This is a genomic window from Halonotius aquaticus, assembly GCF_003605575.1.
In the GTDB taxonomy this organism is placed as follows: domain Archaea; phylum Halobacteriota; class Halobacteria; order Halobacteriales; family Haloferacaceae; genus Halonotius; species Halonotius aquaticus.
Genome location: NZ_QKNY01000018.1, coordinates 513,617 through 538,695, shown reverse-complemented (window position 1 = coordinate 538,695; position 25,079 = coordinate 513,617). Strand labels below are relative to the sequence as shown.

General features: G+C 63.2%; 26 protein-coding genes. 14 read left to right on the top strand and 12 right to left on the bottom strand.

Annotated elements, in window-relative coordinates:
• Positions 1-20 precede the first annotated feature (20 nt).
• From glmM to DM826_RS12305, 3 genes are all read right to left on the bottom strand, one after another.
• Positions 21-1,379 (bottom strand): phosphoglucosamine mutase, encoded by a 1,359-nt coding sequence (gene glmM, locus DM826_RS12315; protein WP_120103717.1) that lies wholly within the window; start codon positions 1,377-1,379, stop codon positions 21-23.
• 83 nt (positions 1,380-1,462) lie between these two features.
• Positions 1,463-2,206, bottom strand: coding sequence for a DNA polymerase sliding clamp (locus DM826_RS12310; RefSeq protein ID WP_120103716.1), 744 nt, complete (start codon positions 2,204-2,206; stop codon positions 1,463-1,465).
• Positions 2,207-2,284: 78 nt separating this feature from the next.
• A complete protein-coding gene (locus tag DM826_RS12305) occupies positions 2,285-3,658 on the bottom strand; it encodes a phosphoglucomutase/phosphomannomutase family protein (RefSeq protein ID WP_120103715.1) in 1,374 nt (457 codons plus the stop codon).
• Positions 3,659-3,773: 115 nt separating this feature from the next.
• Between DM826_RS12305 and DM826_RS12300 the strand changes: the two genes are divergently transcribed.
• Positions 3,774-4,448, top strand: coding sequence for a nitroreductase family protein (locus DM826_RS12300; RefSeq protein WP_120103714.1), 675 nt, complete (start codon positions 3,774-3,776; stop codon positions 4,446-4,448).
• Between the two features lie 520 nt (positions 4,449-4,968).
• A complete protein-coding gene (locus tag DM826_RS12295; protein WP_120103713.1) occupies positions 4,969-5,556 on the top strand; it encodes an archaellin/type IV pilin N-terminal domain-containing protein in 588 nt (195 codons plus the stop codon).
• A gap of 133 nt (positions 5,557-5,689) precedes the next feature.
• On the opposite strand, the gene infB is transcribed toward DM826_RS12295, so the two are convergent.
• Positions 5,690-7,477, bottom strand: a complete 1,788-nt coding sequence (infB, locus tag DM826_RS12290; RefSeq protein ID WP_120103712.1) for a translation initiation factor IF-2 — start codon at positions 7,475-7,477, stop codon at positions 5,690-5,692.
• Positions 7,478-7,608: 131 nt separating this feature from the next.
• On the opposite strand from infB, the gene DM826_RS12285 reads away from it, so the two are divergent.
• Positions 7,609-7,854 (top strand): PRC-barrel domain-containing protein, encoded by a 246-nt coding sequence (locus DM826_RS12285; protein WP_120103711.1) that lies wholly within the window; start codon positions 7,609-7,611, stop codon positions 7,852-7,854.
• A 4-nt stretch (positions 7,855-7,858) separates the two neighbouring features.
• A complete protein-coding gene (locus DM826_RS12280; protein ID WP_120103710.1) occupies positions 7,859-8,317 on the top strand; it encodes an NOB1 family endonuclease in 459 nt (152 codons plus the stop codon).
• 20 nt (positions 8,318-8,337) lie between these two features.
• Here DM826_RS12280 and DM826_RS12275 read toward each other — a convergent pair whose 3' ends face one another.
• Entirely contained in the window at positions 8,338-9,072 is a 735-nt protein-coding gene (locus tag DM826_RS12275) for a CPBP family intramembrane glutamic endopeptidase (protein ID WP_120103709.1), read from the bottom strand.
• Between the two features lie 54 nt (positions 9,073-9,126).
• Complete coding sequence (locus DM826_RS12270) at positions 9,127-10,419, bottom strand: glucose-6-phosphate isomerase (RefSeq protein ID WP_120103708.1); 1,293 nt, start codon at positions 10,417-10,419, stop codon at positions 9,127-9,129.
• 78 nt (positions 10,420-10,497) lie between these two features.
• Here DM826_RS12270 and DM826_RS12265 point away from each other — a divergent pair, with 78 nt between their 5' ends.
• The 4 genes from DM826_RS12265 (at position 10,498) to DM826_RS12250 (ending at position 12,879) form a co-directional block, all read left to right on the top strand.
• Positions 10,498-11,151 (top strand): cyclase family protein, encoded by a 654-nt coding sequence (locus DM826_RS12265; RefSeq protein WP_120103707.1) that lies wholly within the window; start codon positions 10,498-10,500, stop codon positions 11,149-11,151.
• Between the two features lie 34 nt (positions 11,152-11,185).
• On the top strand, positions 11,186-11,275 hold the full coding sequence (locus DM826_RS13420) for an adenosine deaminase (RefSeq protein WP_120103706.1): 90 nt from the start codon (positions 11,186-11,188) through the stop codon (positions 11,273-11,275).
• On the top strand, positions 11,275-12,063 hold the full coding sequence (locus DM826_RS12255) for a DUF7089 family protein (protein WP_120103705.1): 789 nt from the start codon (positions 11,275-11,277) through the stop codon (positions 12,061-12,063). The genes DM826_RS13420 and DM826_RS12255 overlap by 1 nt, the downstream gene beginning before the upstream one ends.
• A gap of 72 nt (positions 12,064-12,135) precedes the next feature.
• Positions 12,136-12,879 (top strand): SIMPL domain-containing protein, encoded by a 744-nt coding sequence (locus DM826_RS12250; protein ID WP_120103704.1) that lies wholly within the window; start codon positions 12,136-12,138, stop codon positions 12,877-12,879.
• Positions 12,880-12,890: 11 nt separating this feature from the next.
• On the opposite strand, the gene DM826_RS12245 is transcribed toward DM826_RS12250, so the two are convergent.
• Positions 12,891-13,469 carry a DUF7090 family protein gene (locus DM826_RS12245; RefSeq protein ID WP_120103703.1) on the bottom strand — a complete coding sequence of 193 codons (579 nt, stop codon included), beginning with the start codon at positions 13,467-13,469 and terminating at the stop codon, positions 12,891-12,893.
• Between the two features lie 54 nt (positions 13,470-13,523).
• Positions 13,524-15,284: an excinuclease ABC subunit C gene (locus tag DM826_RS12240; protein WP_120103702.1), complete on the bottom strand. Its 1,761-nt coding sequence runs from the start codon at positions 15,282-15,284 to the stop codon at positions 13,524-13,526.
• 104 nt (positions 15,285-15,388) lie between these two features.
• Here DM826_RS12240 and DM826_RS12235 point away from each other — a divergent pair, with 104 nt between their 5' ends.
• The 3 genes from DM826_RS12235 (at position 15,389) to DM826_RS12225 (ending at position 17,424) form a co-directional block, all read left to right on the top strand.
• Positions 15,389-15,646 carry a hypothetical protein gene (locus tag DM826_RS12235; protein WP_120103701.1) on the top strand — a complete coding sequence of 86 codons (258 nt, stop codon included), beginning with the start codon at positions 15,389-15,391 and terminating at the stop codon, positions 15,644-15,646.
• A gap of 100 nt (positions 15,647-15,746) precedes the next feature.
• Positions 15,747-15,959: a hypothetical protein gene (locus tag DM826_RS12230; protein ID WP_120103700.1), complete on the top strand. Its 213-nt coding sequence runs from the start codon at positions 15,747-15,749 to the stop codon at positions 15,957-15,959.
• A 103-nt stretch (positions 15,960-16,062) separates the two neighbouring features.
• Positions 16,063-17,424 (top strand): cytochrome P450, encoded by a 1,362-nt coding sequence (locus DM826_RS12225; RefSeq protein WP_120103699.1) that lies wholly within the window; start codon positions 16,063-16,065, stop codon positions 17,422-17,424.
• 16 nt (positions 17,425-17,440) lie between these two features.
• On the opposite strand, the gene DM826_RS12220 is transcribed toward DM826_RS12225, so the two are convergent.
• A complete protein-coding gene (locus DM826_RS12220; protein ID WP_120103698.1) occupies positions 17,441-17,974 on the bottom strand; it encodes a 2'-5' RNA ligase family protein in 534 nt (177 codons plus the stop codon).
• Positions 17,975-18,081: 107 nt separating this feature from the next.
• Between DM826_RS12220 and DM826_RS12215 the strand changes: the two genes are divergently transcribed.
• Complete coding sequence (locus DM826_RS12215; RefSeq protein WP_120103697.1) at positions 18,082-19,254, top strand: SPFH domain-containing protein; 1,173 nt, start codon at positions 18,082-18,084, stop codon at positions 19,252-19,254.
• On the opposite strand, the gene DM826_RS12210 is transcribed toward DM826_RS12215, so the two are convergent.
• Positions 19,255-19,536, bottom strand: a complete 282-nt coding sequence (locus tag DM826_RS12210) for a hypothetical protein (protein WP_120103696.1) — start codon at positions 19,534-19,536, stop codon at positions 19,255-19,257.
• A 215-nt stretch (positions 19,537-19,751) separates the two neighbouring features.
• On the opposite strand from DM826_RS12210, the gene DM826_RS12205 reads away from it, so the two are divergent.
• Positions 19,752-20,417, top strand: a complete 666-nt coding sequence (locus tag DM826_RS12205; RefSeq protein ID WP_120103695.1) for a DUF502 domain-containing protein — start codon at positions 19,752-19,754, stop codon at positions 20,415-20,417.
• Between the two features lie 46 nt (positions 20,418-20,463).
• On the opposite strand, the gene uvrB is transcribed toward DM826_RS12205, so the two are convergent.
• A complete protein-coding gene (uvrB, locus tag DM826_RS12200; protein ID WP_120103694.1) occupies positions 20,464-22,524 on the bottom strand; it encodes an excinuclease ABC subunit UvrB in 2,061 nt (686 codons plus the stop codon).
• A gap of 165 nt (positions 22,525-22,689) precedes the next feature.
• Between uvrB and DM826_RS12195 the strand changes: the two genes are divergently transcribed.
• Complete coding sequence (locus DM826_RS12195; RefSeq protein WP_120103693.1) at positions 22,690-24,237, top strand: stage II sporulation protein M; 1,548 nt, start codon at positions 22,690-22,692, stop codon at positions 24,235-24,237.
• Between the two features lie 126 nt (positions 24,238-24,363).
• Here the strand turns inward: DM826_RS12195 and DM826_RS12190 are convergent, their stop codons facing one another.
• Positions 24,364-25,044: a class I SAM-dependent methyltransferase gene (locus DM826_RS12190; protein ID WP_120103692.1), complete on the bottom strand. Its 681-nt coding sequence runs from the start codon at positions 25,042-25,044 to the stop codon at positions 24,364-24,366.
• Positions 25,045-25,079 lie beyond the last annotated feature (35 nt).

The following is a 25,079-nucleotide window of genomic DNA, read 5'->3' as shown; positions in this document are numbered from 1 at the left end:
GGTTTCCCGTCGGCGCGGTGTTATTCCACGGCCGCCCGCACCACGTCGGCGAGATCGGTCGCCAGTTCCTCGGCGCGGTCGGCGGTCGTCCCCTCGGCGACGATCCGGATCTTCGGCTCGGTGCCGCTGGGTCGTACCAACACCCACGAGTCGCCGTAATCGAGGCGGTAGCCGTCGAGCGTCGAGATCTCGGCGTCGGCAGCGTGGACGTACTCCTCGGCGGCCGACAGCATCGTCCGGCGTTCGGCCTCGCTGCCGTAGGCGAGATTAACCCGTGTGCTGTGGTAGTCCTGATACGGGGCGACGACCTCGCTGGCCGGTTGGTCGGCGATCAGTTCGAGGAACTTCGCGCCGATATACGGGCCATCCCGGACGAGGCGGTGATTCGGGAAGAAGACGCCGCCGTTGCCCTCGCCGGCGATGGGAACGGTCTCACCGGCCGTCCACAGCTCCTTGATCCGGGTGATGATGTGTGTCGCGCCGATCGGTGTGAGCGCCAACTCGGCGTCGACGCGCTCACAGACATCGACCAACCGCTGGGAGACGTTGACCGCGGCGACAGTGTGATCGCCGGCTGACAACTCGCGTGCAGCCAAGGCGGCCAGCGAGGCGTCGCCGTCGATGAAGCGGCCCTGTTCGTCGAAAAACACCGAGCGGTCGGCATCCCCGTCGTGGGCGATCCCAACGTCGGCGTCGGCGGCCTCGACAAGCCGACCGAGGTCATCGAGATTTTCGGGGACGGGTTCGGGCAGCCGGCCGGGGAACCGGCCGTCGAGTTGGGCGTTGACGGTGACAACCTCACAGCCTAACTCGCGGTAGAACTCTGGGCTGACTAGGCCGCCGGCACCGTGGCCAGGATCGAGCGCGACTGTGAGGTCGGCGTCGGCGATGCGCTTGGTGTCGATGGCGTCGAGCAGCGATTGTTGATAGGTGGCGTTGGCGGTGTCGACCTCGCGGCTCTCGCCGACGAGTTCCCACGGGACGAGGTCGAACTCCTCGCCGAGGGCGTGGGCTTCGATCCGCTCTAAGCGGTCGATTGAGAGCTCGATCCCGTCGGCGCCGATGAGCTTGACGCCGTTGTACTCCGGTGGATTGTGCGAGGCCGTCAGCATCACCCCCGGGATCGCTTCCTGTTCGCAGTACCGGCCGATCGCCGGCGTTGGCGTCAGTCCGAGGCGGTCGACATCGAGCCCGACCCCAGCCAGCCCCGAGGCGGTGGCATCGGCGAACATCTGCCCGGTCAGGCGGGTGTCGGTGGCGACGGCGGCGCGGTCGGCCTCCCAGACCGTCCCAGCGGCTTGGGCGACCTGCAGCACGAACTCAGGGGTGAGTTCGGTGCCGGCGATCCCGCGGGCTCCACTGGAGCCGAACACTTCCATACCTACGCCTCAAGCGGGTGCGTAAAATCGGTTGCGGCCTGCCGCTGTCAGCCTGCCACGCCAGTCGATGCGTGCTGCCGTCGTTATTCGCTTTGAATCCGCGGGGCGAGCATGTAGGTGACCTGGCCGAGGCCCTCGGCAAACTCATAGTGGAGTTTGACGGGGAACTCCTCGCCGAGTTCGGTCGTGACCTCGGCTGCCTTCGGGATCGCCTTGTTCATATCCTTGAGATAGTCGAGTGAAAACAGGGAGTCGGCCGCGCCGGCGGTGAGATCGATCAGATCGTCGCTGTCGAGTTTGAGATCCACGTCGTCGGTGTCGCCCTCGGCTTCGATATAGAAGGCTTCCTCGTCGGGGTCGACACGGAGGGCGATGTGGTCGCTGACCATGTCGGCGGCGGTGATCCCGCGGCTGAGTTGGCTGCCCTCCAAGACGATCTCCGCCGAGAGATCGAGATCCGGGATGTCGGGTTCCTGGCGGATCGAATCAGGGTCAATCAACGCGAGCGTATACGAGAGCCCATCGATCTGGATGTGGAGCTTACGGGTTTCCTCGTTGAGTTCGAGATGAATGAGATCGCCGCTGTTTGCCATCCCGGCGATATCTTCGAGTCGACCGAGGTTGACGCCGATGACGCCGCCGTCGGCCTCGTAGGACTCAAAGGCCGCGGCGGCCAGCGAGAGGTCGACCATCCCGACGTTGGCGGGGTCGACGGCGCGGATGGCGAACTCTTCCTCGTTCAGCCGGATCTTACACTCGTCTACCAACACGCTCACCGAGTCAAGCGCGTCCTTGAGCGTGTCAGCACTCACGATGGCCTTGAACATGCTGCGGGATACGAAAGCCCGGATAAAAAGACACCCGGTTTACACACCGGGCCACCGCAGTCGACAGGCGGTGAGAGCCTACACCAGCGGTTCGACGAGGTCGACGCCCTCGTCCAGGAGTGTCTGGAGCCGTTCGTCGCTGCCGGCCTCGCCGTAGACCCGCAGTTTCGGCTCGGTGCCGCTCGGTCGAATCAGTAGCCACGAGCCGTCCTCAAGGAGGAGTTTGAAGCCGTCGAGGGTGACGGTGTTGGCAACGGCTGAGCCAGCGACCGACTCCGGGATGTGGTCTTCGAGGTCCTCAAGGACGCGCTCCTTCTCGCTGTCGGGGCAGTCGACGCTGCGTTTGCTGGCGTGGATCTCACCGTGCTCCTCAAGCAGGGCGTCAACTCGGTCGTCGAGCGGTTTGGCGGCGGTGACCGCGCCGGCCAGCAGGGCCATCAGGACGCCGTCTTTCTCGCGGATGTGACCCCGGATTGAGAAGCCGCCCGACTCTTCGCCGCCGATCAGCGCGTCGGAGTCACCCATCGCTTTGCCGACCCACTTGAAGCCGACCGGCACCTCGACGACCTCCTCGCCGTTGGCCTCGGCGATGCGGTCGATGAGGAACGTCGTCGACACCGAGCGGACGGCTGGGCCCGAATCAGTTTCGAGCAGGTAGTCGTAGACGGCGGCGAAAAACAGGTTCTCGTCGAGATAGCCGCGGTCGGGCGTCGTGATCGCAATGCGGTCGGCGTCGCCGTCGTTGGCGATCCCGAGGTCGGCGTCGTGTTCTTCGACCGCGTCAGCCAGCGGTTGGAGATTGCTCGGGCTCGGTTCGGGTTCGCCGCCGCCGAAGTCGGGATCTTGGGTGCAACGGCGGGTGATGACCTCCGCGCCCGCCGACTCAAGCAGGGCGTCGGTGACGCCGCGGCCGCTGCCGTGGAGGGCGTCGTAGACGATGGTGAGATCCGAGAGATCTGCGCCGACGAGATCGGTTGCATGGTCGGCGTGATCCGGGATCGGGTCGATCTCGGTGATCTCACCCCACTCCTCCTCGGGGAGGAGGTCGGGTTCGGCGAGGTTGTCGACGATCTTCTCGGTGCGTTCGGGGAGGGCGGGTGCGCCGTCTTCGGGAATGAACTTGACGCCGTTGTACTCCGGCGGATTGTGCGAGGCCGTGACCATCAGCGCACAGGAGAGTCCGCGGTTGACGATCGCGTAGGCGATCACGGGTGTCGGGCAATCACGTTCCGGCAGGAGCACGTCGAAGCCGTGGCCAGCCATGATCTCAGCGAGGCTTTCCGCAAAGCCGGGTGAGGTTTCGCGGGCGTCATAGCCGATGATGACGGGATCGGTGTATCCCTCCTCCTCAAGATAGGTTGCGACCGCTTCGCCAACGATTCGAACGCGTTCGTCGGTGAAGACATCGAGGGTGGCACGCCACCCATCAGTGCCGAAGGCAATCTTGTCCATACCCTACCTGCTGTGTGGATCGTCAAAAAGATAGGAGGTCACAGCCTCCGGGGGCCCTTCCATCGACGGCTGCCGGGAGCCTCGTCGTTATCCCTGTTCGGCCCCTCTCGTTGGTGTGGATTTCACAGACGCCGTTGCGACCCGACGATCAGTACACGACTACAGTGACGAGTCGATCGCACAGTCGACCCTCGATGCCATCTTCCAGGCGACGACGCTTGCGCCCTCCGGCTACAATCTCCAGCCCTGGGAGCTGCTTGCGCTGCGCGACACGGAGACCAAGGAGCGACTCAAAGCCGTCGCCAACGGCCAAGACCACGTTGTTGACGCTGACACGACTGTCGTCGTCCTCGGGAACACCGATCCGATGGCCCACGCCGAGGCGGTGTTTGACGACTGGCTCGCCAAGGAGTACATCCCGAACGACGACGTCCGAAACGCGTTGTTGGACAACGTCGAGGCGATGGCTGGGATGTCGGCGGCTGACCGCCAAACGTGGACAACGCGATCAACGTCGTTGGCGGCGATGACGCTCATGTATGCGGCGTGGACACACGGCGTCGCCAGTTGCCCGATGGAAGGCTTCGACGCTGATGGGCTCGTTGAAGCGTTCGACATCCCGGACGGGTACGAACCGGTGATGCTCATCACGCTCGGCTATCCGGCTACGCCGGCCGCCGACATCGACAACGAGCGAAAAGGTCGCCGCCCGATCGAGGAGGTTGTCCACTACGAGGCTTTCGACCCAAGCGAGGAGACGACGCTGGAAACACCTGCTTTCGGAGACTAACCACCGCGTTCGTTCGACATCGTTTCTTAAGTGGGAGCGCGGTGGGACGCTCCCGGTGCAGTGGGGTTTCGGTGTCGGTGGCCGCCGTATTGCGGCCATCTATGGCAACAATGCTGGCGGAAATAAACCTACAGTCTTCTTTCGACGGGTGATCGACTGGGATGACCTGCGCCCGCAGAAAATACCAATCCGCGACCACCCCGGATCTCGAACGGGAAGCGTTGGGTAACTTCCCCTACCTGTTCCGGGTAGTAGTCACACAGTCACCTTCAGTCACGAAAGGCGACTACCAGTTGGTTGGAGCGAGAGGGTAAAATAAGTATCGACGAGATATCAAAAAAGAGAATTAGAGAAAAATGGCTCCTCTATTGAGAATCAATCGAGGCTCGTCTATTGAATTTATTCCTTCTGAATTTCTAACACAATTATCTATTTTGAAAACTGCTGCCACAATTTTATATCCCTCTTCGGAGTCCGTTCTGATATCGCCGACCCTGTTCCGGGTGGGCGACGTCACACTATGTTCGAACCAGAGAACCGAGGTCAGGTGGGGATCGGCACGCTCATCGTGTTCATTGCGATGGTGCTGGTCGCGGCGATCGCCGCGGGCGTGTTGATCAACACTGCAGGCCTCCTGCAATCACAAGCACAGGCAACCGGTGAAGAAACAACGGCTGAAGTTAGCGATGTCGTTCAGGTCGGTAAAGTGATCGGGCTTGAGACAAACTCAAACAAAACGATCGACACGCTCAATGCGAGCGTTCGACTCGCGTCCGGCTCTGATCCGATCAACCTCAGCAAGGTCTCGTATACGATTGAAACCGAGGGCGACGCGACTGTGGTCAACGGTGAAAATACGAGTGCCGGCACCGCTAGCGATGGCATCGAGTTTTATCCAAAACAAGGCCTTGAGGACGGCGCCAATACATTATCCGATCAAAACGACCTGATGGTCGTTGAGTTCTCGTTGACGGATATTAGTGGTATCACACCGCTCAACGAGTCAGAATCGATCACGTTCATCTCACAAGCCCCGGCGGGTGGAAGCACCTACAAGCAGCTACAGGCCCCTCGCCAGATCGAGAACAACAGCGCGTACATCCTCTAAGCTGCCGGCTGTTTTCAGCGGTTTCTTTCGCGCGTTCATCTCCATCACAGCTTGGTCTCTCCAGTTATCGCGTTGCAGGCTGTCATCCTATCTCTACAGATGCGTACTATACCCTCTTTCTGCGTCCGACGAATTACTTGCCCCAGAACGGATCGCGCTTTCGTCGCTTATTCAGATACCCCGACAACGCCTCCAGTTCGTCGGCTGGGATCTCCTCGTTGAGCTCCTGTTCGAGGATCTTGGCGTGTTTCTCCGGTAGTTCGATCCAGAGCTCGTCGCCCTCCTCGATCTGTCGACCCACCGTCGGCCCGTCGATGGCGACGCTGACACGCTCGCCGGCGCGGGCCTCTTCGACATCGTCGCCTTGGGCCTGAATCCCCGACAGCTCACCGACGCGGTCGGGCTCGTTGTTGTCGAATTTGGCAACATTCGTGTTGTTCTTAATCGTCCCTGACATGATCTCGACGCCGACGACCGCAGGATCGGATTGTCGGAAGGTGTGGTCGTCGAGGATCTGGAACCGTGCGGGCCGGACGATCTTATCGAGGATCGTCTCCTGTTGGGCCCGCTGCATCTCTGCGACGTGTTCCTCGTAGTCCTCGACGAGTTGGTAGATCACGTCGTCGTGGAATAGCGTCACCTCGCTTTGTTCGAGTTCGCGCTCGGCATCCGGCAACACCTCGACGTTGAACCCAAGGATTACCGTATGTTCGGGCTCTCTGGCCGTGCCGGCGACCGCGATATCACGGGGTGCCACGTCGCCGACCTCCGCCCGGAGGATCGGCACCTCGGCCTCCTGTAAGGCGTTGGCCATCGCTTCGAGACTGCCGAGGGTGTCGGCCTTGACGACGACGCCTTCCTCCTCGGTGTCGACCTCGATTTCGGCCAGTTCGGCTTTGACCTCCTTGATTACGTCGTCAACATCGCGGTCGCGGACGACCCGCACCGGCGCGCCGGCCATCGCATCATCGAGGTCGGGGGCGGCGATCTTGACACCGGCGGCGGCCGCAACCGCGTCAACGCGCTCAAAGCGGTTTTCGACCCGGATCTCGGCGTTGGGCTGCGGCTGGAGCAACGCCCGGATCTCGGTGACGATCGGCTCGTTGACCCCACCGACGACGATCTGATCGCCCTCGTGGATCGTCCCGTCGTAGACAACAACATCCAGCGTCGCGCCGAAGCCCTGTTGATCTTTGACCTCTAAGACTGTCCCCTCGCCGGGGCCAGCCACGTCGATCTCCATCTCGGCTTTCATGAACCGCTGGGAAAGCCCCATCAACACCGCGAGGATGTCGGGGACGCCCTCGCCGGTCAGCGCGGAACAGGGGACGACGCCGATGTTCTTCTGGAAGTTCTGGACGCGCCAGTAGAGATCCGCCGAAAAGCCGTCGTCCGATAGCTGGCCGATGATCTCATAGAGGTTTTCGTCGAGTCGCTGGCGGGCGGTGTCGCTTTGGGCGTCGTAACTTGGCTTGATCGGGGAGTTCTCATTTGGATTCCAGCCTGGCGTCGTGTCGGCCTTGTTGGCGGCGACGACGAAGGGCGTGCCGGTGCGCTGGAGGATGTCGAGGGCTTCCTCAGTTTGCGGCTGGAAGCCGTCGTTGACGTCGACAACGAGGATCGCGATATCGGCGAGTGCGCCACCCCGTGAGCGCAGCGTCGAAAATGAGTGGTGGCCGGGCGTATCGATGAAGAGCAGCCCCGGGAGGTCGAAGTCTTCGACCTTGACAAGGTCGCCAGCCATGTCGGCGATCGTTTCGAGTGGGACGGCCGTCGCGCCGATATGCTGGGTGATCGCGCCGGCCTCGCCCTCGCTGACCGCCGAGCCGCGGATCTTATCCAGCAGGCTGGTTTTGCCGTGGTCGACGTGGCCGAGGACAGCAACGATCGGGGTTCGCAGTGAGGTATCGTGATCTGACATGCATAGAACTCCGGCAACCGCGTTACCGGTGGAACCGGGCCCTCGGAGTTAAGCCTTTCAACTTACCGGCTGTCTGCCGGCCGTCGGACGCGCCCGTGGCGTTTATATGAGTTCGCCCGTCTACCTCAGGCATGGTTGACATACTCGCGGAAAACCTCTCGGGCAAAGCCGTGATGGGCGCCGACGGGACGGAACTCGGCGACCTCTACAACATCACAATGGATCTCAAAACCGGTCGCCTCCACGACCTGCTTGTAACCCCCAACGAGGGGATCTCGGCGGCGTCCGCCGATTTCCCGGCCAACGAGGATGGCCGCCTCGAAATCCCAGCCGGTGCCGTTGATGCGGTCAAAGACTACATCGTTGTTTCTCGGTAATTATATGCAGATTCTCGACACGTCGGCGTTTATCAACGAGTATCACACTGACGAGGACACCGCCTCGGTTCCGCAAGTCCACGAGGAGTTGGAGGGCGAACACGCCTTCCGCTTCGACGCCGAGGAGGGCGCGGGGATGCATATCCACATCCCCTCCGAGGAGACGGTTGAGAAGATCAACCGCGCGGCAACAGAGACCGGCGATGCCGACGAACTCAGTGAGACTGACATCATTCTCATCGCCGCCGCCTTCGAACTTGACGGCACCTTGGTCACCGACGACTACGCGATGCAGAACGTCGCCGACCGGCTCAACGTTGCCGTCAACGTGATCGCCCAGGAGGGGATCACCGAACAGCGGGAGTGGCAGTTCCAGTGTCAGGGCTGTGGCCGCACCTACGACGACAATCTCGATCGCTGTCGGATCTGCGGCAGCGACCTTGCCCGGAAGAATCCGAGCTAAGCCCGTTTCGCCGGCTGTTTTCAGACAACACCGATCTCGCCCAGATAGAGCCACGCAAAGATGACGGCATTGTTGACGCCGTGGATGACCGCCGGCACGACGATGTTGTTGGTGCGCTCATAGAGATAGCCCAACAGCACGCCGAGCAGCGTTGCGGTGACAATGTAGGCAGCGATCCCGGCGACCCCGCCGGCGACGGAGGCGTGACTCAACCCAAAGAGCACGGTTGCCGCAAGAATCGCCGGCCAGACCCCCCACGTTTCCCGCAGCCGTCCCTGGACAACACCGCGAAACAGCAGTTCCTCGGCTGGCCCGACAACGAGTAGGGAAAAGGCCACCATCGTCAACAGGTAGGCTGGCTCACCGGTGCCGATGGTCACGGCAGCGTTGTCGCCGAGGCTCACGTCGACGGCGGCAAACAGCCGGGTGATCCCATTGTTCGCGCCGACGAGGATGACGATCCCGGCGACGATGAGTCCGAGTTCCCGGCGGCCGGGCGTCGCCCACGGGATCAGCGGCTCGTCTCTGACAGCGAGGGCGTACCAGCCGGTGACCAACAGAAAGCCGGCGTACTGGAGGGCGAACTGTGCGAGGTATTCGTCGGTGCCGCCGGGGGAGACGATCCCAGCGTCGACCAGGGGTGGATTTACCGCCGCAAGCACGACGCTGGCGACGAGGTAGGCCCCGAACACGACTAGGAGGGCTTCCCCGAGGGCCTTCGCGTGTGGCTCCCAGCCAGCGGTATCGGTCGCCATTATCGGCCGGCTACGCCGCCGCCCCTGTTAGGGACACCGATTCGATCGATCTGGCTACTCGATCTCGAAGGTGCGCTTGTCGGCGACAGCGTCGGCTTCCGCGAAGTCGCCCCCGCCGAGCAGCCCGCGAGCGGCCTTCTTCCCCCATTCGACAGCGGGCTGGGTAAACGTCGACAGCCCGGCGAGTTCGCCGTACATCACGGTCGCGGCCTCCATCGCGTACAGCAACTCGCCGATATTTTCGGCGTCGACGGCGTCGATCTCGATGCGGACGTTGGGCCGCCCCTCGGCGGCGAGGCTGGCTTCGGTCGCCTCGAACTCCGCATCCAGTAGGTCGCCGAGGCCGGAACCGCCAAGATACGACAGCCCCTCAAGATCGGTTTCCGGGATGCCGATATCCTCGCGTTCGCGCGGGCGGACGAGCGTGACGAGCTTATCGCGGGGACCGGCCCGGTAGAGTTGGAGTTGGGAGTGTTGATCGGTCGCACCGAGGGCGCGCGCCGGTGTCTGGCCGACCTGTTCCTTGCCCAAGCTCTCGGCCCACAGTTGGGCGAACCACTCAGCGAAGTATTCCAGCGACTCCGCATAGGGCATCATCGCGTTGGTCAGCGCGCCGCGCTCGGCGAGGCCGTAACAGACCGCGCCGTAGGCGTAGGCCGGCGACTCATACAGCGACCCCGAGAGATCGTCCATCGCGGTTTGGGCACCGGCGACGACATCCTCGATGTCGAGGCCCTGGAGTGCGGCACAGGCCAGTCCGACTGTTGAGACCGCCGAGAAGCGACCCGGCACGCCTTCGGGGACTTTGAGCGACGGCAGGTCGTGTTTATCCGCGAGATTTCGGAGGTTGCCCTCGTCGCCCGTGGTCACGAAGGTCTGCTCGGTCCAGTCGACGCCGGCGTCGTCCATCGCCTCGCGGACGACGAGGAAGTTCGAGAGGGTTTCCGCCGTGGTGCCCGACCGGGAGACGACGTTGACGACAGTGTCGTCGAGCGGCAGCGAGTCGAGGAGTTCGGCGGTGTCCTCGGGGTCGACGTTGTCGAGGAAGTGCGCCTCCACGTCGGTCTGATCCGCGAGGGCAGCGGAGATGGTTGCCGCGCCGAGCGCGCTGCCGCCGATGCCGACCGTCAGCACGGCCTCGGGGGTGCCGAACGGCTCAACCGCCGCGCGGATCGCGTCGGTGTCGACCGTCTCAGGGAGGTTGAGCGCGGCGTAGCCGTGTTCGTTGTCCGCGCGGCCCTGCTCGATGCGCTCGTGGGCGATCCCGACTCGCTCATCGAGGTGATCGAGGGTGTCTTCGGTAAGACCGGGACTGCCGCCGAGTGCGTTGCCGATATCCAGATACATACCTATGGTCGCGTCCGGCGGCGGTAAAATCGTTGTTGTCGTCACAGCCTCTTTGGCCGGCCTACGCCATTACCGACTATGCCCGACCATGTCGATCTTACCCACCCCATCGAGGATGGGATGCAGACCTATCCTGGTGATCCGGCGGTCAGCGTGACCGACCATGCGACCCACGCCGCCGACGGCTACCATGTTGAATCGCTCTCATGCGGCAGTCACACCGGCACCCACATCGACGCGCCACTCCACACCGAACCGGACGGCGATCCGCTGTCGGCGTTCTCGCTCGACCGCTTCGTCTTCGACGCCGTTCGGGTCGACTGCCGGGACTGTACCGCCCGCGAGGCTATCACCCCGGAACGACTCCCCGCAGACGACGCCTTGGCCGACGCCGACATGGTCGTCTGCTGGACTGGCTGGGACGACCACTGGAACACTGACCGCTATCTCGATCACCCCTACATTGCCCCCGAAACGGCGGCCCGCTGTGCCGACCATGATCTGGCGGTCGGTGTCGACGCGTTGAGCCCCGATCCGACACCGAGCCCACAGGCCGGCGACGACGAATCGACTGATTTTGCGGCCCACCAGGCGCTGCTCGGCGAGAACTGCCTGATCGTTGAGAATCTGACAAACCTCGGGAGCGTGACCGAGCGGTTCGAGCTCCGGGCGTACCCGCTTGCCCTCGGCGGCGACGGCGCGCCGGTGCGCGCGGTCGGCGTCCGGCAGTGAAGGCTTTATTACCGCCCCCGTCGAAGCCGACGATATGTCGCAGGCCACCAAGGTTGTGCTCGGCACCGTGCTTCTGTCGGCCGTCTTTGCGGTCGGAATCATCCTCTCGTACGTCTTCGCCTGATGTTCTCCGAGCGATCGCTGTCGCCGCTGCTGTCAACTGTCCGTCAGCGACACGCCTCCGAGGCGACCGTGCTGGATGTCGAGACCGATTTTGACACGTTGCCGCCGGCGGTCGCCGAGGATCTCGGCTTGCTGGCCGACCGCCTCGATCCGGCCAGCTACCCCGCCGATTGGCTGCCCGAGACCGCGCCAACGGTTCTCCAGCAGTACGCTGGCGAGGCCTTTACGATCGGCACCCCCGATGACGGCACCGTCGTCTGGACGACCCAGACCGAGCCGCCGACCGTCCTGGTCAAACAGCGCGCCGAGAACACCCCCGATGACTTTCTCAATTTCCTCATCGCCGAAGCCTTCGTCCAACTCGACTGCGATGTCCCCGAGCATTTTCTCCCGTTTTTCGGCGAACAGTATCCCGACCTTGATGCGGCGGTCGGGCTCAACGGCACCGATGTCTACCAGATTGCCGCCGCCCTCTTCGAGGGCTGGGTCGGGCTGCAGACCCGCGAGGTGTTTGCGTCGTGGGCTGACGACGATGAGTTCGAACCGTTGTACGACGCGTGGATCGATGCCGGCCAGCGACTCGAACCCCGGCTCGATGATCTCTCGCGGGCGGTCGCCCACAACGAGATGACGTTTCCCGAGGCAACCGAGTACGCCTGTGCGGCGATCAAACACGATCTCGACCTTCCGACGCCGTTCAGCGCGCTCGAGACGACGGCCTACCGCGAACACGGCGCGGCCTACGCTATCGAGTGGGCTGAGAAGACATTTGCCGAACTCCGCGAGTAGCCGCCACAGCCGACTCAAACCGCCGTTTCACCTTTAGGAACCTATTCATCCGCAGGCCACCTGTGAGCGACCATGCAGCGACGTGAGTTCCTCATCGGCACGGCAGCAGCCGGCGCGGCCGGCCTCTCCGGCTGTCTCGGCACCGCACAGCAAGCAACCGACACCGCCGCTGGCGACGGCGATAGCGGTCGGACAGTCACCGTTACCGGGTCGGCAGAGATGCAGGCCGCTCCCGACCGCGCGGTCATCGAGGCCAGCGTCGAGGCCACCGGCGACAACGCGGCCGCCGTCCGCGATGCGCTGTCAACGCGCTCTGATAGCCTCCGGCAGGCCCTCCGGAACGCCGGTCTTGACGACGACCAACTCACGACTGGGCGGTTTGCGATCCGACCGGAGTACACACGCCGCGAACCGGGTACTGAGCCCGAACAGACCGGCTACGAAGGCACCCACACCATCACCATCGAGGTCGACGATGTCGATACGACCGGCGACGTGATCGACACCGCGATCGATGGCGGAGCCGACTCCATTGGCCGCATCGAGTACACGCTTGCGGAGTCGACCCGCGAATCATTGCGGGAGGATGCCCTCAAAGCGGCTGTTGATACCGCCCGCGACGAGGCGGATGTCCTCGCCGCCCGCGTCGACTCACGGGTGGTGTCGGTACAGCAGCTCAACGCCGCCGGTGGTGGGCTCTCGCCGACCTACGAACGCTACGCCGTTGCCGAAGATGCTGCCGGTGGCTCGACGGAGCTCCAGCCTGACGATGTCACTGTCAGTGCATCCGTCGAGGCAACCTACCGAATCGACTGATCGACGACCGCTTAAAATTCGGTGGTGACGCTGCCGTCGTCGGCGAGATCGATGACGCCGTCGAAGCGCTCGCGGAAGCGATCCAGCGTCGCCTCGTCGTGAACCTCCTTCGAGAGGTGGAAGAGACCGACTGCGTCGTGCTCGGCCAGTAGCGCAAGCAGCTTTTCAGTTGCATCGACGACGCCGTCCTCGTCGGCGTAGTAGATCATCTCGGTAAGGGAGTCGACGCTGAGCCGCACCTTTCCGTCGTGGCTGGTGAGGAACTCCTCGACCTTGGCGACGATTCCATCGAGGTCGTCGGGGGCGGAGACGTAGTGGACATCGTCGGTGCCGCGCCGGGAGTAGCCGCGTTCGACCGACAGCGTATCGAGGATGACCGCGCTGTCCTCGTCGACATCGTAGTGTTCGAGCTTCTGTTCGACCTCGCGGGCGGTCGTCCGGGTTGAGACAACGAGGAAGTGGTCGGTGTCGGTTTTGAAGAAGTCGGTGTCGATGCGGTCGGTTTCGCCGATCGAGGGATGCAGTAGGAGGACGCCTGTCCCACCGCTGATCGTCTCCGGCGCGTTCTCAACTGCGAGCGTGTAGTCCATACCAGTCCCATCGCCTCAGCGACCTTAATGATGTATGGATTCGGAATCCCCACCTTACAGTCGTTCCGCGATCGTCGCCGCCGTTTTCTCCCCGACGCCGTCGACAGCCTGCAGGTCGGTCTGGGAGGCATCCCGCACGTTGTCGACGCTGCCAAATCGCCGGAGTAGTCGCTTTCGGGTTTCGGGGCCAACGCCGGGAATCCCATCAAGTGCGGTCGACACGTCGTCCCGAAGCTGTTGGTGGTACTGGACGGCGAACCGGTGGGCCTCATCGCGGACGCGCTGACAGACGTGGAGGTGGTCGGCGTCGCTCGGCCAGTCGAAGACGCGGTCAGGCGTGATCACCAACTCCTCGTCCTTCGCCAGTGCGACGACCGGCACGTCCCACCCCGTCTTGTCGAGGGCGTCCATCGCGGCCCCGAGCTGGCCCTCGCCGCCGTCGACCAACAGGAGGTCGGGATCGGGGCGGTCGTCACGACCCTCTAAGGCGCGATCCGCCCGCCACTCGATCAACTCCCGCATGTTGGCGTAGTCGTCGTTGCGGTCGGTGAGCTGCTTCCGGCGGTAGTCGCCTGTCTCCGCGCTGCCGTCGACGAAACAGACGTTGCTGCCGACGACCGCTTTGCCCTGACTGTGGCTCACATCGAACCCCTCGATCCGGCCCGGGCGGTCGATTCCGAGGGCCTCCCCGAGGGCTGCGAGTGGGTCGCCATCGACCGGCCCCTGCCGGGCGTTTTTCAGCGCGAGTTCGACAAGGGTTGCCTCCCGGCCCGCACCCGGGACGCGAACCGCGACACCCTCGCGCTCCAGCCACTCGATCACGTCATCGTCATCTGGGCGTTCGGAGAGCAGGATCGCATCCGGCAGTTGGCGTTCAGCGTAATACTGCGGCAAAAACGCCGAGAGCAACGCGGCCACGCGGTCGCCGCCGTCGGCTTCGTCGGGGGCATCAAGGCTGTGCCGGGAGCGATCGACGAGCTGGCCGCGCTCGCTGCGAAGCCGGGCGACGGTTGCGTGGTCGCCGTCGACAGCGACGCCGAGTACGTCCGCGACCGTCTCGTCGCCACCCGCCTCAGCCGCATCGCCGCTGGCGACCGCCCGCTCGCTGTCGTCGTGGATCGTCTCGACGGTGTCGAGTTGGTCGCGGAGATTCGCGGCGCGCTCGAAGGCCTGCTCTTGGGCGGCGGCCTCCATCTCCCGGCGGAGCGGATCGGCCAGCACGCCGGTTTCGCCTTCGAAAAACCGGATCGCCGCCTCAACATCCTCACGGTAGCTTTCGGCATCGATCTCGCCGGTACAGGGCGCGGTACACAGCCCCATCTCGTAATCGAGACAGGGGCGATCCCGGCCCTGATACTTGTGTTCCGAACAGCCACGCAGCCCGTAGACCGATCGGATCGCCTTGATCACGGTTTCGATCCGGCCCTTGTCGGTGAAGGGGCCGAAGACGGTCGCGGCGTCGTTGGGGTCGCGGGTGCTCTCGATTCGCGGGATTTCGTGGTCGGTGAACTGCACCAACGGGTAGGATTTGTCATCCTTCAAGCGGACGTTGTACCGCGGTTGATGGCGTTTGATCAGGTTGGCTTCCAGCAGGAGGGCCTGGGTTTCGGTGTCGGTGACGGCGACCTCAAGCGACTCGGCGCGGGCGACCATCTGTGCGATGCGGTCGCTGCGTGGATCGGTGTAGGAACGCACCCGGGAGCGAAGATCGACAGCTTTGCCGACGTACAACACCCGGTCGCCGGCCTGAAACTGGTAGACGCCGGGCTCGGTGGGCAACTTGCCGGCGCGTTCCCGGAGCGTTCCACCATCCATCATCGACAGTACCGGTGGCAGACAATTGAACGTAACGCGATAGCAGCACTGACGGGGTCGTGTCGGATCGACAGCCACATGTTGGTCCTTCGATACCTCTTGGTATGGCCCGGCTCTGGCTGGTCGAACGCGAGTACGACGACCGCAACCTGATCTCGTTCGTGTATGCGACGACTGACGGCACCCAACAGCTTCGCAAGGAGCTATCGGCAACGCTCCTCCAACAGCGAAGCGAGCCGATTACCGCTGCCATCGACGCCGACGAGGATGATCTTGCTCCGGTTGATCCCGATGAGCAATCTCGATATGCGACGGAAGCCCAATCGGTCGCCGAGAGCCACGATCCGGACGACCCGATCTGAGGCTGGTGCGACCGGCGCTACGAGCGGGCTCGTCGCACGGCAGCCTCCATCTTGTCTCGCGGTCTTTTTGTCGGTCGCTGGCAACATTCTCACAACACCGATGGAATACGAGCAAACTCTCCGGCGACTGTTGGCCAACGGGCGGGCGGATATCGGTCGGATCGTGTTGTCGACCCCGGCGATGCTCTTCTTCCTTCTTTCGCCGCGTGCCGGCTTCGAGGATGAACCCTTATCGAAGATTTACGCGGGCGGCATCCTCGCGTATGCGTTGCTGGTGGTGGTGCTGTTTGCGCTGCTTGGGGCACTGTTCTAATACCGCTCGCCGCAGACGGTTTGCTTCGCGGTAGTACTCCGGGATACTCCCTCTTGGGAGCCCCCGGCCGAACCCTTAATCTCGTTCGTCCCCAACCAAATCTATGAGTATTCGGCCCCCGGGTCCGCAGGGTGTCCCGCTGTTCGGTAACGGCCAGCAGTTCGCCGATGACCCCTTCCAGTTCATGACGGCCTGCGCCGACGCTTACGGCGACGTCGTCGCCTTCGATCTCGGCCCGATCCCGCTGTATATGCTGACGAACCCACAGGACATCAAGCGCGTCCTCGTCACCGAACCCGACCGGTTCCCAAAACTGGATCTCGGCGACGACGCGATCTATGAACTGCTGGGTGATGGGCTGCTGTTGAGCGAGGGCGAGACGTGGCAACAGCAACGCCAACTGGCGAACCCCGCTTTCCATGGCCGTCGGATCCGGACGCTCGGCGATATGATGGTCGAGCACACCGAGTCGGCGGTCGGCGACTGGAACGACGGCGACCGCCTCGACATCCAAATCGAGATGGCCCGGCTCACGGTGCGGATCATCGTCACCGCGATGTTGGGCACCGATATCAGCGAAAAGCGGGTTCAGCGAGTTCAAGAAAACCTCGAACCGCTGGGTGCGCGCTTCGAGCCCGATCCGTTCCGCCGACTGATCCCTGACTGGGCCCCAACCGCCGAGAACCGCGAGTTCCGGGCGGCGATCGCCGACCTCGAATCGGTGATCGACGACATCGTCGCCGACCGCCGCCAACGCGGCTACGAGGCCGGCGCGGACACCCCCGTCGACGCCGACACTGACGAGCCGATGGATCTGCTGTCGCTGTTGCTCCGCGCGAAGGATCGCGGCGAGCAGACTGACCGACAGATCCGTGATGAGATGATGACGATGCTGTTGGCCGGCCACGACACGACCGCGCTCATGCTGACCTATACCTGGTATCTGCTCTCCCAACATCCAGCGGTCGAGCGTCGTCTCCATGCCGAACTCGATTCGGTACTCGGCGGCGCGACACCGACGGCGGCCGACGCACGACAGTTGGAGTACACCGAGCAGGTACTGAACGAGGCGATGCGGCTCTACCCGCCGGTGTACACGCTGTTCCGTGAGGCGACAGCCGATGTCAAGATCGGCGGCTACCGCATTCCGGCCGGCAGCGGCCTGATGTTGCCGCAGTGGGTCGTCCACCGGTCGCCGCGGTGGTACGACAATCCCGACCAGTTCGATCCTGATCGCTGGACGCCGGAGCGGGCGGCCGACCGGCCGCGGTTTTCGTTCTTCCCGTTCGGCGGCGGCCCCCGGCACTGCATCGGCAAGCAGTTCTCGATGCTCGAAGCGAAGCTGATCCTCGCCACCGTCGCTCAGGAGTACCGACTCGACTACCTTGGCGACGCCTTGGACCTCCGCGGGTCGCTGACGATGCACCCGAAGGAGCCGGTGGCGATGCGGCTGGAATCCAGATAGCGACGCCGATCGCCGATCAGGCTGGCAGTCCGAACCGCGACGCCGGCGTGCGGTGTCTCGAATCCCAGATTACGAGCGCAGAGACCGTCCAGGTGACCGGATCGATCTCCCGCGCTCGCAACTGCTCTGCGGCCGCTGCTGCCGCAGCCGACCCGCCGCGAGCCAGCGTGACGTGCGGCGTGTAGTCGTCGCCTTCGAGATCATCAACCACGCCAAATGAGTCGGTAAGCGTGCGGTGAATCCGGTTGAGTCCGGGGCTCTCGATGGTGAGATACACCACTGGGCCGTCGCCACGTACCGGCTGCTCGAAGCTGTCGATCCCCGTAACCTTTGCTTCGACTGCAGGCAACCCGCTGATCACCGGTCGCAGCCGTTCCTGCAGCGTCGCTAACTGATGCTCCGGATGGCCGTTTGCCAACTCGTCGTCCGGGAACCGCTTGACGACGAGCGTGTGGTCGTCCCGAACCTGCTCGAAATCGAGGAGTTGTGGCTGGAGGTCGTTTGCGAGCCGCTTGACGGCTCCCGGAACGGGGACGTTGAGGCTGAACACACCAGTGTTCGGTTCCGTGAGCTCAAAAACGCTCCTTTCGTGTCGACCCCACCGGCATCGTCGCCAGCGGGGGATAGGCGTAAGTGTCGCCATCGCCTTGTTCCGCTATGTCCTCCCGCTCTGAGTTCGATGAACTCGCCGCCCTCAGCGATGACATCCCCGATGGCGTTTGGCGAACGGTGGCCGCCGTTGGTGCCGCCGTCGTCGGGCTGTTAGTCTTCGCCAGTCTCGATCCGATCGTTGCCGTCGGCGCGCTTGCCCTCTTTGTCCTCGCGGTCACCCTCGTCAGCGCCGTTGAGATCGTCGACGCCTACGAAAAGCGCGCGCTGACGGTCTTCGGCGAGTACCGCAGCCTGCTCGAACCGGGGCTGCATCTTGTCCCGCCGTTTGTCTCCCGTACCTACGCCTTCGATGTCCGCACCCGCGTCATCGACGTGGCCCCACAGGAGGCGATCACCCGTGACAACTCGCCGGTCACGGCCGACGCGGTCGTCTACTACCGGATCGTCGACGCGAAAAAGGCGTTTCTGGAGGTTGATAACTACGAAACCGCGATCTCGAATCTCGCGCAGACGACGCTCCGAGCCGTGATCGGCGACCTCGAACTCGACGATACGCTCTCGCGGCGCGATGAGATCAACAGCCGCATTCGCCGCGATCTCGACGAGCCGACCGACGAGTGGGGGATCAGCGTTGAAGCCGTCGAGGTGCGGGAAGTCAGCCCCGCCGCCGGCGTCAAAAGCGCGATGGAAGAACAGAGCTCCGCCGAGCGTCGTCGCCGGGCGATGATCCTCGAAGCACAGGGTGAACGCCGCTCGGCCGTCGAAACCGCTGAGGGTGACAAACAGGCCGATATCATCCGATCACAGGGTGACAAACAGAGCCAGATCCTCGAAGCGCAAGGTGACGCTATCTCCACGGTGCTTCGCGCCAAATCTGCCGAGTCGATGGGCGAACGCGCAATCATCGAACGCGGCATGGAGAGTCTCGAACGCATCGGCCAGGGCGACTCCTCGACGTTCATCATCCCGCAGGAACTCACCTCGCTGGTCGGTCGCTACGGCGGCCATCTCAGCGGGGGTGACACCCAGTCGGCGGCCTCCGCACTCGAAAGCCGGGATTTCGACGAGGAAACGCGGTCGATCCTTGGGCTCGACAATATCGACGAACTGCTGACGAATCTCACGGAGGCCGACCACTCGAATGTCGGTGTTGAGGTTGACGATGAGGAGGAACTTGATCTCGAACCCGATGTCGAACCCGACGCCGAGATGGAATAGTTATTCGGCGTTGTCCCAGTATTCGCGCCACTCTCGGAGTGGGACGCGCACTTCCCCGAGGCTGACGGTTACGTCGCCATCGAACTTCCAGCGGGCGGTTTCGGCGTCAGGGCTCATCCGCATCGGGATGTCGAGGGTTACGTCGTCGAGTTCGCATTCGAGTGCCTCCTCGTTTTCAGCGAGTTCGCCGGTGAGGTGGTCGATCAGATCAAGCCAGTTGTCGACCGCCGGCGGGTCGATCTCGTCGAACTGCGGGCTGGCGTCGGCCGACGATGAGTCCATATCTACCTCCTCGCGGTGCACAGTCAAAGGCGTTTCCGCGGTTCCCGGTGGGTGATGATGGTCTGTCGCTCAGCACTCGGGCTCTGTTTTGGGTGCAAGGGTGTCTTTCACTCGGTCTCTTCATACCCTTCTCGTCGGCTGAGTGGCGGACACAGCGCACTCGCGTCCTCCCCCGCTGTAACCTTCTTTATCCTACGGCGACACGCCTGCGTTAGATGCCAGAGCAACATCTCAAAACGAGGTTTCTGACGGGTATCGCCGTAGTAATCCCACTCGCTGTGTCTGCGTGGGTACTGTTGTCTCTGTTTAATTTTATCGGCGGGGCACTCTCACCGATCAGTGAGATACTGTCTGAGAGTGGTGTTGAATCGGAGACCGTCGTGATTATTATTCAGGCGTTGAGTGTGGTGCTCATTGCGATTTTGGTGTTGGTAATCGGAACGGTCGCACAACAGCAGGTCGGCGAGAACATCATCAAAACGGTGGATAGCTATGTGACACAGATCCCGGGCATCGGATCGGTCTATCAGACAACGCGGCAGATGAGCGATCTGGTGTTGGATCCCAGCGAAGATGGCGCCCAGTTTCGGGAGGTGAAACTGGTCGAGTTTCCAGCCGACAACGCCTACACTCTGGCGTTTCTCACGTCTGAATCGCCACCGGAAAGCGTTGAGACGGCTGCCAACCGTCTCATGGGCGATGATTCGGCAACGTATCAAACTGTCTTCCTCCCGATGGCTCCCAATCCGGTGATGGGCGGTCATCTCACCCATGTCCCGGTCAGCAGGATCGAAGATGTCGATATGACTGTTGAACAGGCCGTCCAGTACATCCTCACGACCGGGATCGTGAATACAGATGTGTCGACTGACCGTGTGTGATAGTACGCCAGCCAGCCATCCGGATATCGGGGGTGACGATCCTGTTTCAGAACTCCGGCTCTGTTTCGGGTGCAACGCCCTCGTCACCGCCGTCGAGATCGAACTCCTGGCGTAGCTCCCGAATCCGGTCACGGATGTCAGCGGCGAGTTCGAATTCGAGATTGTTGGCGGCCTCCTGCATTCGATCTTCCAACTGCTCGATCTGGCGGGCGGCCTCGTCGTCGGTCGTCGGTTGGTCGGTCGCCACGCCGCCGGTGTCGGTTTTCGACCCCGGCAGGTTCGTCTCGCCGATGGCTTTGTCAATCGTTGTCGGCTCGTGGCCGTGTTCTTCGTTGAACTCGCGTTGAATCCGGCGGCGACGCTGGGTTTCGTCGATAGCGGCCTCCATCGCGTCGGTCGTCTCGTCGGCGTAGAGAACGACTTCGCCGTTGACGTTGCGGGCGGCCCGCCCCATTGTCTGGACGAGTGTCGTCTCCGAGCGGAGGAAGCCCTCTTGATCGGCGTCGAGAATCGCCACCAGCGAGACCTCCGGAATATCCAGCCCCTCGCGCAGGAGGTTGATGCCGACCAGCACGTCGATCTCGCCGAGCCGGAGGCTTCGGATCAGCTCGTGGCGTTCGAGCGTGTCGGTCTCGTCGTGCATGTAAGCGACATCGACGCCGCTTTCTTCGAGATACTCGGTGAGGTCTTCGGCCATCCGCTTGGTGAGCGTCGTGACGAGCGTTCGTTCGTCGCGGTCGATCCGCTCGTCGATGCGGTCGGTCAGGTCGTCGATCTGGCCGGTCGCGGGCGCGGTTTCGACGGCGGGATCGACGAGGTAGGTCGGCCGGACGATCTGCTCGACGACCTGTGCGGAGTGCTCCAGTTCGTAGTCGCCGGGCGTCGCACTCACGTAGAGCATCCGGTTCGTCTTCTCCTCGAACTCCTCGAAGGTCAGCGGGCGGTTGTCGTAGGCCGTCGGTAGCCGGAACCCGTTTTCGACCAGCGAGTCCTTGCGGGATTTGTCGCCCTCGTATTGGCCCTTGATTTGTGGCAAGGTAACGTGTGACTCATCAACGACACACAGGAAATCGTCGGGGAAGTAATCGAGCAGTGTGTAGGGGGCTTCGCCGGACTCTCGATCCGACATGTGAACCGAGTAGTTTTCGATCCCCGAGCAGTAGCCCGTCTCCTGCAACATCTCGATATCGAAGGTTGTCCGCTCCTCGATCCGCTGGGCGGCGACGAGATCGCCCTCGCGCTCGAAGTACCGGACACGGTCTTCCATCAACGCCTCGATCTCGTTGATCGCCTGTTCGAGGGTGCCCTCGGGAATCGAGTAGTGTTCGGCGGGGTGGATGAGGGCCGCCGGCTCGGTTGACTGGACTTCGCCGTTGAGCGTGTCGATCTTCAGCAGGCGGTCGATCTCATCGCCCCAAAACTCCACACGGACGGCGTAGCGACCGTACATCGGGAAGATCTCGACGGTGTCGCCGCGCACTCGGAAGGAGCCCTGCTGGAAGTCAACGTCGTTGCGCTCGTAGTTGAGGTCGACCAGCCGACCGAGGAGGTCGTCGCGGTCGATCTGCTGGCCCGCCGTCAGTTCGAGGGCCATCTCGCGGTAGTTGTTCGGATCACCCAGCCCGTAGATCGCCGAGACGCTGGCGACGACGATTACGTCATCCCGCGTCAACAGCGACCGGGTCGCGGAGTGTCGCAGCCGCTCGATCTCCTCGTTGATCGACATATCCTTGTCGATGTAGGTGTCGGTCTGCTCGACGTAGGCTTCGGGCTGGTAGTAGTCATAGTAGGAGACGAAGTATTCGACGGCATTGTCGGGGAACAGCTCCCGAAATTCCTCGTAGAGTTGGGCTGCCAGCGTCTTGTTGTGCGCCAAGACGAGCGTCGGCGTATCGAGTTCTTCAACGACCCACGACACCGTGTTCGTCTTGCCCGATCCGGTCACGCCGAGCAGCGTCTGTTCGTCCATCCCCGACTCGTAGCCCGCGACCAACTGCTCGATGGCGTCTGGCTGGTCGCCCGCGGGCTCAAACGGCGCGTCGACGGTGAAGGGGCGATCCTCGCCCGGCCGGTCGGGCTGGAGGGGCGCAGCATCCGCGTCACTCATTGGCGGTGGTTGGTGGCGAACGCACTTGACGACCCCGGTGGCAGCGATGTGTGTCTCGTTTCACCCACCTCGGTTTCGACTGCAAACTGCAGACACAGGGTGCTGTCGCCACGGCGTTCGCGGTGATTCGGAGCCATTAGGGGCCCCCGATGTCTACGACGCTGTGTGACCGTTGGATCCGCCCTCCAAACCGGCCTTCGGCTCCTCGTTGACCGCCCGGCTGAGGTGCTGCCGGTCTATCTGCTCGGGATCGGGCTGACCGCCACCGTCCGCGTCCCGGTGGTGGTGTCAATCGGTGCTGTCCTCGCCCTCCTCGTCAACGATGGCCGCCTCGAAGCGCTGGTGACCGAACTCGAAACATATCTCCAAACAACCGATCTCGACCCCGAGGCGATGGCAGCAACGCCGCCGGATATCCCAGCAGGGCTTGAATCAGCCGTCATCGACGTGTTTTCGCCGGCTATCATCGCCCTGTTGGTCGTCGGCGTCGGGAGCGCACTGCTCGTCGGCGTCGTCGCTGCCGGCCTCTCGAATGCGGTCGCCCTCCATGGCGTCTACGGCGCGCTCAATGGTGACGATGGGATTCGAACAGCCCTTGCGGGGCTTGCCGCTGACTGGTCGTCGTTCGTTGGGCTGTCGATCCTCCAGACGCTGGTTACCGTTCTCGGCCTTGTCCCGATCGGGATCGGGGTGAGTCTGTTTTCGCTTTCGCCGGCCGCCGGTGCCGTCACTACCGTCGTCGGCGTTCTCCTCGGCGGCGGCCTCATTGTGGTGAGTTCGTTACTGTTGCTCTTTGTTGGTCAGTCGATCGTTGTCGACGATGTTGGGCTGGTTGGCGGTGTTCGCCGGAGTGTGCGCCTCCCCTTCGCGCGCCCTTGGGCGTTTATCGGCTATGTTCTCGTCGCACTCACCGTGTTTGCGGTGCTGTCGATCCTCGGCTCGTTGTTCTCGCTGCTCGGGGTTTCACAGCTCTCAGGACTGGTCGGGCCGCTGTTGTTGTTGCCGTTTCTCGATATCGTGAAGTTCGGCATCTATGCTGATCGGCTGTTCCCGATCGTGGCTGGAGCGGATGATTCGCCGGCGACTGACCCCTCACCTGCGGCCGACCCGACTCGGCCTCACCGCACTCGCTTCGTCGCCGCCTTCCGCGATGGGGTGGGCGCGCTTGGTGGCTTCCTCCGGCATGCGCCGCTGTCGGTGGTGTTTGCGACAGCTATCTTTACTGCTGCTGCGATCATCGGCTTCCAGACGACGAGCGGCTTCGGTGCGGAGCTTCCGACGCCAGCCGAGCCGAGCATGGTGTTTGGCAGCTACCCCGTCGACACGTTCGTCATGCTGGCAGCCAACAACTGGCTCGTCTCGGCGACGGCCGCCTTCGGCGGGGTTGCCCTCGGCGTACCAACAGGCGTTGATATGCTGCTCAACGGCGCGCTCATCGGTGGGCTATACGGCGTCATCGACTCGACGGCGTTTCTCGCCTTGGTCGCCCCACATGGGATTATCGAACTGCCGGCCATCTTCATTGCCGGCGGGCTTGGGTTCCATATCGCGGCTGTGGCTCTCGATGTCGTCACCGGCCGGGCCACCCTCTCAAGATTTGTTGGCGCTTTCCGATTGGCCTACCGGGTGTTGCTTGGGTTGGCGGTTGTCCTCGTTGTTGCCGCGCTCATCGAGGCGTTTTTGACGCCGATGATCGCGGCGGCGGTGCTGTGAGTCACGTGACTGCTTGCTCCGTATCGATCTTTTCAACGACGTGGCCGGTGAACTGGCACTCGACGGCGGTGCCTGCTTATCGCCACGACGCTTCCCGAGTGTCTGGCTTTCCCGTGCGCTACGACACTATGGGGTGACACCGACGGTTAGCAGCGTCCCCCACGTCCGGTAGCGATCGACCATCGCCGCTCGCGTCTCCCAGTCATCAGTTGGGAACGCCTCGGCCGGTGGGATGTCGATCTCGCGGTCGGCGATGGTATCCTGTTCGGCGACATGGAGGCCGGCGTCCCGAAACGCCTCCCGGTACTCCGCCCTGTTCCAGCGCGTCATCTCGATGGCGATGTTGTCCTGCCAGGTGTGGCTCGCCTCATTTTCCTCGTAGTAGTTGACCGCGCAGTAGAACGTCCCGCCCGGTCGGAGAATCCGCCGGATTTCTTCAAGCGTATGACTCGGATCGCGGGCGTAGTAGAACGCCTCCATCGAGAAGACGTGGTCGACGCTGTTGTCGGCAACCGGCAGGGCGTCGAAGTCGCCAACGAGAAAGCCGATGGCGTCGTCGTCGGTGTAGCTGGCGGCGTTGCGTGCCATCTCTGGGGCGCCGTCGAGGCCGTAGCCGCGACCGATATCGGCGGTCTCCCGGAGGGCTCGCAGCGCGTAGCCGCTGCCCGTTCCAAGGTCGACGACCGTCTCGCCAGCCTCAACTGGCATTCGCGCGAGGACGTGTTTGGCGGTATGCCAGTGGCGATCCTCCATCCCCTTATCGCGACCCTCGGCAGCCCAACTGTCGAACTCCTCGCGTGCGCTCATGGCTGGGTCTTGGCCGCCGATCCCTAAACACATCG

Coding starts and splice junctions, on each gene's coding strand:
- glmM (WP_120103717.1), bottom strand. CDS start 1,379: ATGGAAGTGTTCGGCTCCAGTGGAGCCCGCGGGATCGCCGGCACCGAA.
- DM826_RS12310 (WP_120103716.1), bottom strand. CDS start 2,206: ATGTTCAAGGCCATCGTGAGTGCTGACACGCTCAAGGACGCGCTTGAC.
- DM826_RS12305 (WP_120103715.1), bottom strand. CDS start 3,658: ATGGACAAGATTGCCTTCGGCACTGATGGGTGGCGTGCCACCCTCGAT.
- DM826_RS12295 (WP_120103713.1), top strand. CDS start 4,969: ATGTTCGAACCAGAGAACCGAGGTCAGGTGGGGATCGGCACGCTCATC.
- infB (WP_120103712.1), bottom strand. CDS start 7,477: ATGTCAGATCACGATACCTCACTGCGAACCCCGATCGTTGCTGTCCTC.
- DM826_RS12285 (WP_120103711.1), top strand. CDS start 7,609: ATGGTTGACATACTCGCGGAAAACCTCTCGGGCAAAGCCGTGATGGGC.
- DM826_RS12280 (WP_120103710.1), top strand. CDS start 7,859: ATGCAGATTCTCGACACGTCGGCGTTTATCAACGAGTATCACACTGAC.
- DM826_RS12275 (WP_120103709.1), bottom strand. CDS start 9,072: ATGGCGACCGATACCGCTGGCTGGGAGCCACACGCGAAGGCCCTCGGG.
- DM826_RS12270 (WP_120103708.1), bottom strand. CDS start 10,419: ATGTATCTGGATATCGGCAACGCACTCGGCGGCAGTCCCGGTCTTACC.
- DM826_RS12265 (WP_120103707.1), top strand. CDS start 10,498: ATGCCCGACCATGTCGATCTTACCCACCCCATCGAGGATGGGATGCAG.
- DM826_RS13420 (WP_120103706.1), top strand. CDS start 11,186: ATGTCGCAGGCCACCAAGGTTGTGCTCGGCACCGTGCTTCTGTCGGCC.
- DM826_RS12255 (WP_120103705.1), top strand. CDS start 11,275: ATGTTCTCCGAGCGATCGCTGTCGCCGCTGCTGTCAACTGTCCGTCAG.
- DM826_RS12250 (WP_120103704.1), top strand. CDS start 12,136: ATGCAGCGACGTGAGTTCCTCATCGGCACGGCAGCAGCCGGCGCGGCC.
- DM826_RS12245 (WP_120103703.1), bottom strand. CDS start 13,469: ATGGACTACACGCTCGCAGTTGAGAACGCGCCGGAGACGATCAGCGGT.
- DM826_RS12240 (WP_120103702.1), bottom strand. CDS start 15,284: ATGGATGGTGGAACGCTCCGGGAACGCGCCGGCAAGTTGCCCACCGAG.
- DM826_RS12235 (WP_120103701.1), top strand. CDS start 15,389: ATGGCCCGGCTCTGGCTGGTCGAACGCGAGTACGACGACCGCAACCTG.
- DM826_RS12230 (WP_120103700.1), top strand. CDS start 15,747: ATGGAATACGAGCAAACTCTCCGGCGACTGTTGGCCAACGGGCGGGCG.
- DM826_RS12225 (WP_120103699.1), top strand. CDS start 16,063: ATGAGTATTCGGCCCCCGGGTCCGCAGGGTGTCCCGCTGTTCGGTAAC.
- DM826_RS12215 (WP_120103697.1), top strand. CDS start 18,082: ATGTCCTCCCGCTCTGAGTTCGATGAACTCGCCGCCCTCAGCGATGAC.
- DM826_RS12210 (WP_120103696.1), bottom strand. CDS start 19,536: ATGGACTCATCGTCGGCCGACGCCAGCCCGCAGTTCGACGAGATCGAC.
- DM826_RS12205 (WP_120103695.1), top strand. CDS start 19,752: ATGCCAGAGCAACATCTCAAAACGAGGTTTCTGACGGGTATCGCCGTA.
- uvrB (WP_120103694.1), bottom strand. CDS start 22,524: ATGAGTGACGCGGATGCTGCGCCCCTCCAGCCCGACCGGCCGGGCGAG.
- DM826_RS12190 (WP_120103692.1), bottom strand. CDS start 25,044: ATGAGCGCACGCGAGGAGTTCGACAGTTGGGCTGCCGAGGGTCGCGAT.